The organism is Bacteroides mediterraneensis, assembly GCF_025993685.1.
Lineage (GTDB): Bacteria > Bacteroidota > Bacteroidia > Bacteroidales > Bacteroidaceae > Phocaeicola > Phocaeicola mediterraneensis_A.
This window is the reverse complement of the sequence record NZ_DAJPEN010000001.1, coordinates 269,769-283,343: the sequence shown is the minus strand read 5'-3', so window position 1 is coordinate 283,343 and position 13,575 is coordinate 269,769. Positions and strand designations below refer to the sequence as shown.

10 protein-coding genes and 1 pseudogene are annotated in these 13,575 nt (G+C 49.1%); 6 read left to right on the top strand and 5 right to left on the bottom strand.

Translation table 11 applies throughout. The features are described 5' to 3' along the window. Window positions 1–83 precede the first annotated feature (83 nt). Window positions 84–2,381, bottom strand: coding sequence for an inorganic phosphate transporter (locus tag OIM59_RS01065; RefSeq protein ID WP_299170175.1), 2,298 nt, complete (start codon window positions 2,379–2,381; stop codon window positions 84–86). 243 nt (window positions 2,382–2,624) lie between these two features. On the opposite strand from OIM59_RS01065, the pseudogene OIM59_RS01060 reads away from it, so the two are divergent. The 6 genes and pseudogenes from OIM59_RS01060 to rodA form a co-directional block, all read left to right on the top strand. Then, window positions 2,625–3,215: pseudogene (locus OIM59_RS01060) on the top strand (bifunctional phosphoribosylaminoimidazolecarboxamide formyltransferase/IMP cyclohydrolase PurH); the annotation flags it as partial. A 75-nt stretch (window positions 3,216–3,290) separates the two neighbouring features. Further along, window positions 3,291–4,313, top strand: a complete 1,023-nt coding sequence (locus OIM59_RS01055) for a rod shape-determining protein (RefSeq protein WP_072541730.1) — start codon at window positions 3,291–3,293, stop codon at window positions 4,311–4,313. 88 nt (window positions 4,314–4,401) lie between these two features. Continuing rightward, a complete protein-coding gene (mreC, locus tag OIM59_RS01050) occupies window positions 4,402–5,253 on the top strand; it encodes a rod shape-determining protein MreC (protein WP_072541729.1) in 852 nt (283 codons plus the stop codon). A gap of 30 nt (window positions 5,254–5,283) precedes the next feature. Then, complete coding sequence (gene mreD, locus OIM59_RS01045; RefSeq protein WP_299170177.1) at window positions 5,284–5,781, top strand: rod shape-determining protein MreD; 498 nt, start codon at window positions 5,284–5,286, stop codon at window positions 5,779–5,781. Further along, window positions 5,781–7,631, top strand: coding sequence for a penicillin-binding protein 2 (mrdA, locus tag OIM59_RS01040; RefSeq protein ID WP_303894349.1), 1,851 nt, complete (start codon window positions 5,781–5,783; stop codon window positions 7,629–7,631). Before mreD ends, mrdA begins: the two co-directional genes overlap by 1 nt. Continuing rightward, window positions 7,612–9,066, top strand: coding sequence for a rod shape-determining protein RodA (gene rodA / locus OIM59_RS01035; protein ID WP_299170181.1), 1,455 nt, complete (start codon window positions 7,612–7,614; stop codon window positions 9,064–9,066). The genes mrdA and rodA overlap by 20 nt, the downstream gene beginning before the upstream one ends. On the opposite strand, the gene OIM59_RS01030 is transcribed toward rodA, so the two are convergent. From OIM59_RS01030 to cls, 4 genes are all read right to left on the bottom strand, one after another. Then, window positions 9,025–9,555 (bottom strand): gliding motility lipoprotein GldH, encoded by a 531-nt coding sequence (locus tag OIM59_RS01030; protein ID WP_299170182.1) that lies wholly within the window; start codon window positions 9,553–9,555, stop codon window positions 9,025–9,027. The two genes, rodA and OIM59_RS01030, sit on opposite strands and share 42 nt — an antisense overlap. Next, the gene (locus OIM59_RS01025; protein WP_299170184.1) at window positions 9,542–10,936 is read right to left on the bottom strand and encodes a regulatory iron-sulfur-containing complex subunit RicT; all 1,395 of its coding nucleotides are present in this window, start codon (window positions 10,934–10,936) and stop codon (window positions 9,542–9,544) included. Before OIM59_RS01025 ends, OIM59_RS01030 begins: the two co-directional genes overlap by 14 nt. A gap of 6 nt (window positions 10,937–10,942) precedes the next feature. Further along, window positions 10,943–12,073, bottom strand: coding sequence for a DNA polymerase III subunit delta' (holB, locus tag OIM59_RS01020; protein ID WP_299170186.1), 1,131 nt, complete (start codon window positions 12,071–12,073; stop codon window positions 10,943–10,945). A gap of 105 nt (window positions 12,074–12,178) precedes the next feature. Then, window positions 12,179–13,471, bottom strand: a complete 1,293-nt coding sequence (gene cls / locus OIM59_RS01015; protein ID WP_299170188.1) for a cardiolipin synthase — start codon at window positions 13,469–13,471, stop codon at window positions 12,179–12,181. Window positions 13,472–13,575: the final 104 nt, after the last annotated feature.

The window sequence follows — 13,575 nt, the reverse complement described above, 5'->3', positions numbered from 1 at the left end:
ACATAAGCCCTAAAAACAAAGGCCGACAAGAAAGAGAGAAACTTCCTGCCGGCCTTTTTTATCAATTCAAAGAATAATCAGCCTCAACGGTCTTCCGCCAAAGCCAGTATAGAAACCTCCTGGGGTACATAATCCCCTTGGAAGAAACGACTGGCACGCAACAGATGGCGCCAAATACTTACCAACTCCTGAGATTCCTGAAGGATATTCAAATAAACCATTGCCGCCTTCAAACTTGTATTATCAGACTCCTGCATCCGGTTCATCTGCTGTTTACGCAAAGCGGAAATATTGTTTTTCAGTTCGTCACCTTTCTTCAAAATATCATCGGCATCCGCATAGTTACCTGTACTGATGGCACTCTTGGTACGCTCCATCAAACTACAGAGCTGCTCACGTACTGGAAGGAATTCCTTCACACAATCCGGAGATATCGGGTTGAAGTTATTATCCACATGCTCCTTACAAGGTTCACAGATTCGTTTCAAGCAGTAAAGCATTTGCTCGCAACTGTTGCTTCCCAAGTGGAACCATGTATTCTTTTCTATCGCTACGGTCATAGGCAGACGGCGTAATCCCAGAATTTCTTTCCGCCGACGTTTCTTGAGCATCTTCTTCTGGTCGTCCGTCGCATTCATGGCCTTCCGCAGACTACGCAAGTCTTCATTGATGAATCCGTCAGTCACCTGTACATAGGTTTTCTCACTGAAATCCACGTAGCTGGCCAAGGTTTCCTGCACATGCTGACGAAGCAACGCCAAGGTTTCGCTCTTGTCCTTGCTGCTCATCATCCGCTTGAACACATCGTCCTGTCCATCCACCTTTTCTTCTTTCTTTTTATACTGGATATTACTGCGTACCAAAAGCACTACAGCTACCACAATAAAGATGAACATACCAACGAAACTGGTGTAGAACATTATGAAAGTAACCAGCGCACAAATCGTGAAAGCCACGAACGCCGTGATAAACCAGCCACCAATCACGGAAAGCATACCCGTGATACGATATACTGCACTTTCCCGACTCCAGGCACGGTCGGCCAATGAACTACCCATCGCTACAATAAATGTCACATAAGTGGTAGACAACGGCAACTTCATGGTGGTACCGATGATAATCAACAGTCCAGACAAAACCAGATTCACCGAAGCACGTACCATATCGAAGGCAGCCCCATCGTTCAGAATCACTTCATCCTTATTGAAACGGCTGTCAATCCAACGACGCATTCCCACCGGAATCACACGTACCAGAAAATCATTGATATTAGTGGCGCGACGTACAATCACACGAGCCAATGCAGAAGAACCGAACATCTCATCACCTTCCTCCTGACGGGCCAGATCGACCGACGTCTTGATTACATTCTTTGCCTTTTTGGAAGTAGCCAGCGCATATACCATAACAACCCCCGAAGCTATCAGGAAAATGGCAGGAGTCTTAGCCGACGACATCAGAGAAGACATCATAAAATCATGAATTCCTGTCCCATTGGAATTTGCCACATAATCCGTGTACGCAGAAAAACCCGCCAAAGGCACACCGATGAAGTTCACCAAGTCATTGCCGGCAAAAGCCAGTGCCAACGAGAAAGTTCCCAGCAACACAATAATCTTGAATACATTTACTTTACACCAGTGCAAGATTTGCATGATGACCGTAAACACTACGAAACATCCGCCCACCAATATCAGGGTATTGTCCTGAATCCACTGCTGAGCTTCAGAAGTCATGAACGAAGCACTCTTCAAACCCTGTATAATAATGAAATACCCCAAGGCCGTCACGGCAATTCCGCCGAACACACCGATGGTCCATGAAAGATGTTTCTTATAATTGAAACTGAAAATAAGTCGGGACACATATTGTACAATAGTACCCGCAATGAAGGCAACCGCCACAGAAAGGAAAATACCCATAATGACCGACAAAGCCTTTTCCGTATTCATCATATCACCCAAACTCAACATACCGGTTTCGTCTCCGATAATCTTCAAAATTGCCAGAATGAATGTACCTCCCAACAATTCAAATACCATGGATACCGTAGTAGAAGTAGGCAGCCCCAACGTATTGAAGACATCCAGCAACACCACGTCCGTCACCATGACCGCCAACAAGATGCACATGATTTCATAAAAGCTGAAATTTACCGGCTGGAAAATTCCGTGACGGGCGATATCCATCATTCCATTACTCAACACCGCTCCAGCAAACACCCCGACAGCAGCTACAATGATAATCGTTTTAAACTTCGCGACCTTTGCACCAACCGCCGAATTCATAAAGTTCACGGCATCATTACTGACACCTACCAGCAAATCGAAGACTGCCAGCATAAACAGGAAAATCACAATTCCCAAATAAATAGTTTCCATAACTTGTTTTGCTAAGTTTTTTCCGGATGCAAAAATATTTCATCCTTGTTATAATCGAATGTCATATATGTTACAATCCTGTTACAAAATCTCAGAAAGGAAGCAAATGGAAGTACTATTCACAAGAAGGTCAGCAGCAAAACTTTCAATGTGAATGTAAAAAAAAGATATTTTATTTCTACTATCCTATATTTATCATCTGAAAATTCGTAATTTTGCGGCTGAATTCAAAATCTCAAAATTATGTCAGAATCAAAGAAAATCAAAACCGCATTGGTGTCTGTTTACCATAAAGACGGCTTGGATGCTATCTTAGCTAAACTCCATGCAGAAGGAGTTGAATTCCTTTCTACTGGAGGAACACGTCAATTCATTGAATCACTGGGCTATCCGTGCAAGGCAGTAGAAGATATCACAACCTATCCTTCTATTTTGGGAGGACGTGTGAAAACCTTACATCCTAAAATCTTCGGAGGTATCCTTTGCCGTAGAGAACTGGAAAGCGACCAAAAACAAGTAGCACAATATGAGATTCCGGAAATCGACCTGGTAATTGTAGACTTGTATCCGTTTGAGGATACAGTGGCCAGCGGTGCTGCCGAACAAGATATCATTGAAAAAATCGATATAGGCGGCATTTCATTGATTCGTGCCGGAGCCAAGAATTTCAACGATGTAGTCATCGTAGCAAGCAAACATCAGTATCAGCCGCTGCTGGACATCCTGAACCAGCAGGGAGCCGTTACCACACGTGAACAGCGCCGTTGGTTTGCAGGTGAAGCCTTTACCGTATCTTCACACTACGATACCGCTATCCGCGACTATTTCAAGAAATAAATAAAAGGCAGTTCATTCTGCCTTCTCTATACGGACTTATTAATTCAAAATTCTAGACTTATATTAGAAGGAATGGGATTATTCTCCTTTACACAAAACATAGCGATGGACCTTGGCACAGCCAACACCATCATTACCTGCAATGACAAGATTGTGGTAGACGAACCCTCTGTCGTTGCGTTGGATCGCCGTACGGACAAAATGATTGCCGTGGGTGAACGTGCCAAGCTGATGTACGAAAAAGAAAACCCGAACATTCGCACCGTACGCCCGTTGCGTGACGGAGTGATTGCGGACTTCAACGCCTGCGAACAGATGATGCGCGGGTTGATTAAAAAGGTAAATACCGGACGTCATCTTTTCACTCCTTCCCTGCGCATGGTCATCGGCGTACCGTCAGGCTCCACAGAAGTGGAACTACGTGCCGTACGCGACAGTGCGGAACATGCAGGCGGACGTGATGTCTACCTGATATTTGAACCGATGGCTGCGGCTATCGGTATCGGACTGGATGTGGAAGCTCCGGAAGGAAACATGGTGGTCGACATAGGTGGAGGTTCTACCGAAATCGCCGTAATTTCATTAGGCGGTATTGTTTCAAACAACTCTATCCGTGTGGCTGGTGACGACCTGACAGCGGATATTCAGGAATACATGAGCCGACAGCACAATGTCAAAGTCAGTGAAAGAATGGCCGAGCGAATCAAAATTCATGTAGGTGCTGCCATTACGGATTTGGGAGACAATGCTCCAGAGGATTACATCGTACGCGGACCAAACCGTATCACAGCGCTTCCGATGGAAGTACCGGTCTGCTATCAGGAAATAGCCCACTGCATGGAGAAAAGCATTGCCAAAATTGAGACGGCCATCCTGAGCGCACTGGAAAATACACCTCCCGAACTGTACGCCGATATCGTCAACAACGGTATTTACCTGGCCGGAGGCGGAGCCTTGCTGCGCGGACTGGACAAACGTCTAACAGACAAAATCAACATTCCTTTCCACATTGCCGAAGACCCCTTGCTGAGCGTAGCCAAAGGAACGGGTATCGCCTTGAAAAATGTAGATCGTTTCTCATTCCTGATGAGATAATCTCATAAAATTGAAAATGAAGGGGTCGGAAGGTCCCTTCATTTTCAATTTTCACTTTTTTGTTTACACATCATTCGGACTCTCTGACATGCGAAACCTAATCAATTTTCTGCTGAAATATAACCATTGGTTCCTTTTCGTACTTCTGGAAGTGATTTCCCTTACCCTGCTGTTCCGTTTCAACAACTATCAGGGAAGTGCTTTCTTCACTTCTGCCAATTATGTGGCGGGACTGGTGTACGAGGCATCCAATCAAGTGACACGTTATTTCGGACTGACGGAAGTCAACAAAGACCTCACGGCACGAAACGTGGAATTGGAAATTGAGGTAGAGCGCCTGTCACAGGCTTTGGAACAATATACCCAAGATACACTCGGAGTAGCCAACCTGCGCAAGGAAGCATTGAAAGACTATGTGCTCTATGATGCCAGAGTGGTGAACAACAGCGTAACCCACCCCAACAATTTCATCACGATAGACAAAGGGTCGGCCGACGGTATCCGTCCGGAAATGGGAGTAGTGTGCGGAAATGGGGTGGTAGGTATTGTCTATCTGACAGGACAACACCATTCCATCGTGCTTCCTGTGCTCAACTCCAAAAGCAGCATCAGCTGCAAAATCAAGAGAACATCCTATTTTGGTTTCCTCAAATGGGATGGAGGTTCCTCACAATATGCCTATGTGAAAGACATGCCCAGACATTCGGAGTTCACGTTGGGCGACACAATCGTGACAAGCGGCTACAGTGCCGTATTCCCCGCCGGAATACCGGTAGGCACTGTCGATGACATGACCGACAGCCACGACGGCTTGTCCTACCTGCTCAAGGTGAAACTCTTTACCGACTTTGCCCGATTGAATAACGTCAGGGTACTGGGTTCTTTCAACGGGAGCGAACAGGCACAGCTGGAAGACAGTATCCACTCCGTGCAACCATAACTATTAACCACACAGAAAGTTTGGGAAATTATGCAATATATCATACGTCTTAAATGGTTTATAATACTGGCCCTGCTTCAGGCGCTGGTGTTGAATCACATCCATTTTGAACAATACGCTACTCCCTTATTATACATTTATTTCTTATTGAAGATAAATTCGGGAAACAGCCGTAAGGGCCTCCTGTTGTGGGCCTTTTTCCTGGGACTCTGCATCGATATCTTCAGCAACACCCCCGGCTTGAATGCAGCCGCTTCCGTGCTGACGGCTTTCTGCCGCCCCTGGATTCTGCGTTTGTTCTCACTGCGCGACACCACTGATAACTTCGAGCCAGGCATCTATCAGATGGGATTTGCTCCTTTCTTCCGATACACCTTGGTTATGGTACTGTTGCATGCCGTCGTCCTGAATCTGCTGGATATGTTCTCTTTTGCGCGGCCACAAATATTGTTACTGAAAATAGCCAGTGATGCAGTCATCACGCTCATCTTTATTTTATGTGTTGATTCTGTCAGGAGGAAAAAATAGTGGAAAGAAATTACGACCTTGAAAAGCGGAAATACGTCATTGCCGGCGCAGTCGCTGTCATTGTATTGATTTTTCTTATACGCTTGCTCTCCCTGCAAATCATGAGTGAGGACTATAAGAAGAATGCCGACAGCAACGCCTTTCTCAAGCGGATACAGTATCCCAGCCGGGGAGTCATCTACGACCGCAATGACAAACTGCTGGTCTACAACCAGGCAGCCTACGACATCACAGTCATCATGAAGGAGATTACCGAACTGGATACGACCGATTTGTGCCAGACCCTGAAAATCACACCGGAATTTCTCCGGAAGAAATTCCATGACATCAAGGACCGGCGCCTCAACCCGGGATACTCTCCCTACACCAATCAGGTATTCCTGACCCAGCTGTCGGCCGAAGACTGTGGAGTGTTTCAGGAAAAACTGTTCAAGTTTCCCGGATTCTATATCCAGCGACGCACCATCCGGCAATATACTTACAATGCGGGAGCCCACATCTTAGGTGATATTGCAGAAGTGTCCAAATCGGACATGGAAAAGGATGACTACTATATCCCCGGAGACTTTATCGGGAAACTGGGAGTGGAACGTTCTTACGAGAAGCAGCTGCGAGGCGAAAAAGGCATTGAGATATTGCTGCGCGACGCACGCGGACGTATTCAAGGCAACTACATGGACGGCAAATTCGACAAAGCTCCCGTGGCGGGCAAGAACTTGCGGCTCAGTCTGGACATCGACCTCCAGCAACTGGGCGAACGCTTGCTGGAAGGGAAAATCGGCAGTATTGTGGCCATCGAACCCTCTACCGGCGAGGTACTCTGTCTGGTGTCTTCTCCCTCTTACGACCCCCGCCAGATGGTAGGAAGAAACCGAGGAAAGAACCACCTGATGCTGGCACGTGACCCGTGGAAGCCCTTGCTGAACCGCGCCATCATGGGTACCTACCCCCCAGGATCCACATTCAAGACCTCACAGGCACTCACCTATTTGCAGGAAGGAATCATCACCACCGGTACCAGTTACCCGTGTAATGGCGGCTTCAATTTCCGAGGCCTCCATGTGGGCTGTCACTCACACCCCTCCCCCCTCTCTCTGATTCCGGCCATCGCCACTTCCTGCAACGGTTATTTCTGTTGGGGACTTTATCACATGATTGGAGCCCGGCAGAAATATGGCTCCGTACAGAAGGCCATGAATACATGGAGAGACTACATGGTGTCCATGGGATTCGGCTACCCCTTGGGAATCGACCTTCCGGGAGAAAAAAGAGGATTCATCCCCAATGCCAGCGTGTACGACAAGGCCTATCACGGTTCATGGAACGGACTGACCATCATCAGTATCTCCATCGGACAGGGGGAGGTGACGCTGACACCGCTGCAGATAGCCAATCTGGGAGCTACCATTGCCAACAGAGGCTATTTCATTACGCCCCATGTGGTCAAGGAAGTCGAAGGTGAACCGCTCGACACGCTCTATTCCAAGAAACGCTATACCATGGTCGACCGTTCCCATTACGATGAAGTGGTACAAGGCATGCGTGCTGCCGTACTGGGTGGAACCTGCCGGGGAGCCAACCTGCCCGACATCGAAGTATGCGGCAAGACCGGTACAGCCCAGAACCGAGGAAAAGACCACTCGGCATTCATGGGATTTGCCCCGATGAAAGACCCGAAGATAGCCATTGCCGTATATGTGGAAAACGGAGGATTCGGTGCCGTCTACGGTGTCCCCATCGGACGGCTCATGATAGAACAATATCTGAAAGGAAAGCTTTCGCCCGAAGACGAAGCGATGGCAACAGAAATTCAAAACAGGAGGATTGATTATGGGATACACGAGAGGTAGTGTATGGAAAAATGTGGACTGGTGGACCATCGGACTTTATCTGGTATTGGTCACCTGCGGCTGGTTCAGCGTATGCGGAGCAAGCTACGATTACGGAGAGCCCAATTTCTTCGACATCACGACACGTGCCGGCAAGCAGCTCATGTGGATAGGCTGTTCGCTGGGACTCGGATTCGTCATACTCATGCTCGAAGACCGCATTTACGACACATACGCCTACCTGATTTATGGCATCCTGCTCCTGCTCCTTTTCGGTACCATCTTCAATCCGCATGAAATCAAAGGTTCACGCTCGTGGATTGTGCTCGGCCCCGTCAGCCTGCAACCAGCCGAGTTCGCCAAGTTTGCCACAGCCCTGGCACTGGGAAAATACATGAACGAATACACCTTCCAGATGCAGCGAACCCGCAATCTGTTGGTAGTATTGGGCATCATCTTGCTGCCTATGCTGCTGATTATCCTCCAAAAGGAGACCGGTTCCGCACTGGTGTATCTCTCCTTTTTTCTCATGCTGTACCGGGAAGGCATGACTGGAGCCGTATTGTTTTCCGGCATCTGTGCCGTTGTCTTTTTTATTGTCGGCCTCCGGTTTGGAACCGAAATCATGCCCGATGAGATGACCTCCTGGGGAGAATTTTCCGTACTGACCCTCATCATCCTGCTATCTTCTTTCCTGGTAGGAAGATTCTGCCGTCAGTCTCCCAAACTGGCGGTTTATATCTTCGGCATCGGAGGAGGAGCCACCCTGCTGGGCGCACTTTTCTCCAACTATGTGATTCCGTTTAACGTCTGCCATCTTCAACTGGCCATTTGTGCGGCCCTCGTAATCACCCTTTTTTATTATTACCTCAGGGAGCAAGTAAGGGAGTATTTCTACATCATCCTGTTTGTCATCGGTTCCGGCATCTTCTTTTTCTCCACCGATTACGTGTTCAACCACGTACTGGAGCCTCATCAGAAAATCCGAATTGAAGTATTGCTGGGTATGAAGGACGACCCGGCAGGAGCCGGATACAACGTCAACCAGAGTAAGATTGCCATCGGTTCCGGAGGGTTACTCGGAAAAGGGTTCCTCAACGGCACCCAGACCAAACTGAAATATGTGCCGGAACAAGACACCGACTTCATCTTCTGTACCATTGGAGAAGAACAGGGATTTGTGGGTTCTGCCATTGTCATCTTCCTGTTCATGGCACTTATTCTCCGTCTTATCGTTCTCTCCGAACGGCAGGAAACCCGTTTTGGAAGGGTCTACGGCTATTGCGTGCTGGGCATCTTTTTCTTCCACCTTTTCATCAATGTGGGAATGGTGCTCGGGCTGACCCCGGTCATCGGGATTCCGCTTCCCTTCTTCAGCTACGGAGGCTCTTCCCTGTGGGGATTTACCATTCTGCTATTCGTGTTTCTCCGCATCGACGCGGCCCGGGAAAAATAGCCGGATGCCCACATCCGAAATACCCGGTAACGGATTTTTCCGCATCAGATGGGCTATACGGAAACTGCGTCCCAAGGAATCTGTGGTCAATACCACCGGCTCATCCCATATATAAGCTGTCTGAAACAATCCGCCGACAGCCCCTTCGTGATGCCACTGTCCTTTCTCATCGGCCAGATAAATATGTAAAGTGTCCGTATGCGAAGGCAGAGAATCGCCGTCCACCCGTGTCACGGACAACCAGATATCCCGATAAGGATAGGCTCCCGTGTGACGAATTCCCACTTCCATCTGATAAGTTCCTGCCGGCACTTCCGGGGGAAGTTCAAACCCCACCGAATCCGTCCTCTGCCAGCCTTCCCTTCCGGGAACGGACTGGTACACATGATACTGCGTATTCGTATGGCAGGCCGAAAGCAGGCACACGACCAGACTCAGAAAGCCCGCATACCCCATTCGGCCCTTTATCCATTTTTTATGCTTGTACATCTGAATTTGTATTTCGTTCCGGACGTTTATTTCCCTCATTGTTGTTGTTCCGACGGAAATTTCGTCTTCCGTTCCGACTCGGACGAGGCTCCTGCCCCGCATTTGCCTCTCCTTGCGGAGCATTTCCCGCAGCCGCCTGAGGTACGGGATTATTTTTCGGGCGGGACGGACGGTTGTTTCGGGCCTGAGGGCCTCTGTTTTCCCGTTCTTTCGTTCCAGCTTCCGGTGTCGGTCTGTTGTTGTTTGCCTCCGCCGGAGCAGCAGGCTGGTTAGCCGCTTGAGCGCCCCCTTTTGCTTTCTTTTTCCGGTTCCGTCCAGCCTTCGTTTTGTCGAAACGTGTCAGACTCTCTTGCTCCAGCAAGTCTTTCGAACGCTGCGGTTCACGGGAAGAGGTTTCTTCATCCAGCTTCTCCGGTTTCTCACCCCGCTTGTTCATGTTCAACACCTCAAAAGCGCGACGGGCAGAAATGGTCACTTCGTTGGCCAGGAAACTCTTGTCCGTGCTGTACGTGATGGTTCCTTTCAGGATATCCGCCTTGAAATAATAATACACATTGTCCAGCGTTTCAAGTGTAATTTCCTTGCTAGGCAGACGCTTCTGACATTCCACATACGCATCCACCTCGTAATTCAGGCAACACTTCAGCTTGGCACACTGTCCGGCCAGCTTCTGCGGATTCAGTGAAATGTCCTGGAAACGTGCGGCACTGGTAGACACAGACACAAAGTTCGTCATCCACGTAGCGCAACACAGTTCCCGTCCGCAAGGCCCGATTCCTCCGATGCGTCCGGCTTCCTGACGGGCACCAATCTGTTTCATCTCGATTCGCACCCGGAACGTTTCGGCCAGCACCTTAATCAGCTGACGGAAATCCACACGTTCATCGGCAATGTAATAGAAAATGGCCTTGTTGCCGTCACCCTGATATTCCACGTCACCGATTTTCATCTGAAGTCCAAGGCTCTCCGCAATCTTGCGGGAACGAATCATGGTGTCGTGTTCGCGCGACTTGGCCTCTTCGTATTTCTCCATGTCCACCGGTTTCACCTTCCGGTAGATGCGTCGGATTTCCGCATCCGGTTTCAGGTTGGCTTTCCGCATCTGCAACGGCACCAGCCGCCCCGTCAGTGTCACCGTACCGATATCGTGGCCCGGACTGGCCTCTACCGCCACGATGTCCCCTTTCACCAGGTGCAAGCCGTTGCTGTTCTTGTAATAGCCTTTCCGTGTATTCTTGAACTGTACTTCCACCATATCCTGCTCTTCTCCATTGCCCGGGATATCGGCCAGCCAGTCGTAAGTGTTCAGTTTATTATTCTGTCGTCCGCAGCCTCCACAACAGAGTCGGCCGCTTCCGTTTTTAAGCTTAAAATCGTCCATATATTGTTATTGTTGTTTCATTTCTACAATCATTCTCAATGCCATGTCAAAAAAGACCATCTTCGGATTGACGTTCTGCTCGATGTGGAGCTGTGCCTCTTCCAGCAGCCCAGTCACCGAAAAGATGTTCCGCTCGTTGATGTAAGGTGCAAAACGGGTGGCAAACTGCATCTCTTCCGGACTCAGGTACACCATATCCGGCTGTCGGAAGTTGCAGATGAAATTCTCGCGCACCATCCGCTGGCAATATTCCAGCAGATTCTTCTGGCGCTCACGTCCCATCCCGGCCACCTGCTCGCTCCAGGCTCTCAGGCTACGGATGTCACGCTTGTAAGCCGTACGCATCAGGTTCACGAAAAGTTCAAAACAGAGTCTGTTCTCTTCACCCAGATGCACGTTTTCCACCGCCCTCAACAGGCTTCCCGCCGAACGGTGTGCTATGTCAAGGGCATCTTCCTCCGGCAGCATATACCGTTCCTTCAGATAGCGTTCAATATCCGCTTCGGACAGAGGTTTCAGGTGGATGCGCTGCGTCCGGCTCAAAATAGTGGGCAGCAGCAAGTCGGGCTCTTCGCTGACCAGCAGGAATACCGTCTTCAAAGGAGGTTCTTCCAGCAGCTTCAGCAACTTGTTCGCACACTCCACATTCATTTTCTCCGGCAGCCAGATGAGCATCACCTTATATCCGCCCTGACTGGCCTTCAGGGACAGCTTACGCTGAATCTCGTCGCTTTCGCGCACGTAAATCTGCGGCTGCTGGTTGCCGGCATCCATCATCCGCATCCATTCCTGAAGGTCGGCATACGGATTCCGCTCCAGCATCTCACGCCACTGAGGCAGGAACTCATCGCACACCACGTCGCGTCCCGCCTTCTTTTTCACCACCGGAAAGGCAAAGTGCATGTCGGGATGCGCCAGATGGTCCATCATCTTGCACGAACTGCATTGCCCACACGCATCGTCCTCTCCCGGATGACGACAAAGCAGATAGCGCGACACCGCCAGTGCCAGCGGCAGTTTGCCACTACCGGCAGGTCCCGTAAGCAACAGGGCATGAGGCATCTTTCCACTCCGAACGTTGTGGATGAGAAGCTGTTTCACTTCATCTTGTCCGATTACATCCTTAAAAAACGACATGCGGTTCCAGTTAAAAAATCAGGTTCTTTTCAGGGCTATTATTCCCATATAATCGGACAAAAATAAGAAAAAAATCGTAGTTTCAGGGTATATTCTCCCTTATTATTATATAACCGGAGTAAACAAATGTGCGAACCAGCCGACAAAGCGTCGCCACACACCGCGTTTCTTGTACTCCTCACGCGTCATGACCGTACTGTTGAGCTTGTCGTTGCTGAAGACCTCTCCCAGTTCGGCCGTAGTAGGCAGGTCCAGGATAAACGCATTGATTTCATAATCATAGCGCAGGCTCCGGCTGTTCAGGTTGGTGCTGCCCACCGTACAGAAACGCTCGTCCACCATCATGATTTTCGAATGATGGAATCCCCCGTTGAACACATAAATATGCGCCCCGGCCTTACGGAGCTTGTTGGCAATATAAAAACCTGCATCGGGCGTAAAGGGAATGTCCGATTTGCCGGGAATCATGATTTCCACCCGTACCCCACGCTTGGCCGCCCGCTTGATGGCCTTTCTCACCTGACGGGTAGGCGTAAAATAAGGATTGATTATCTGCACCTTATGCTCCGCCGCATCCAAGGCAGCAATGTAAGCCTCCCGCATGATTTCCGGACACACCCTCGGAATACGCTGCACGATGGCGACTCTCCTTCCGGAGCCCACACAAAAACTGTCCGGCACCACCGGCATTTCTTGCAGCTCTTCATGCGTTTCCTTGTTCCATACCCCCAGAAACGCTTCTTCCAGATACTTCACGGCTGGACCTTCTATGCGGATATGCATGTCGCGCCACGGACCGATTTCCGGCAGTCCGTTGATATAATAGTCGGCAATGTTCATTCCGCCCGTATAGCCCACTTTCCCGTCGATGACCACAATCTTCTGATGGTCACGGCAAAACACATGGTTGATATAAGGGAAACGGATGGGACTGAAACGGGCCATTTCAATGCCTCTGTCTGCCAGCATCTTCAAATGTTCTTTCCGCAACGGACGGCTGTTCGACAGGTTGCCGAAATCGTCAAAGAGTGCCTTTATCGTCACACCTTCCTTTGCCTTCTCTGCCAGCAAGGTGAACAATTCCTTGGCAATGGAATCGCTCCGGAAATTAAAATACTCCAGATGGATGTATTTTTCGGCCTTCTTGATGTCTTCAAACAAATGCTCAAACTTGCTGCGGCCACTCTTCAGCAGTGTCATACGGTTACATGAAGTCACCGGAATATGCTTCTTTTCCAGGAAACGGGCAAACAAGGAATCAGCCGGCAGATACACATCGGCTGTATCCGTTTCTTCTTGAAAGGCAGGTTCCTCCTGTTCCTGTGCCTCCAGCGGAAAGATACAGCATACGGCCAGCATCCACCATAATATATACAGTTTCAAATTCATCTTCTTCATGGTCATTGGGGCAAAAATATGGAATATTTCAGAAACCACAATGAGTTTCCAATGCAGAATTGAAAGAATGACCAACGATTCTTCCAAATCGCCTTATTCCTAAT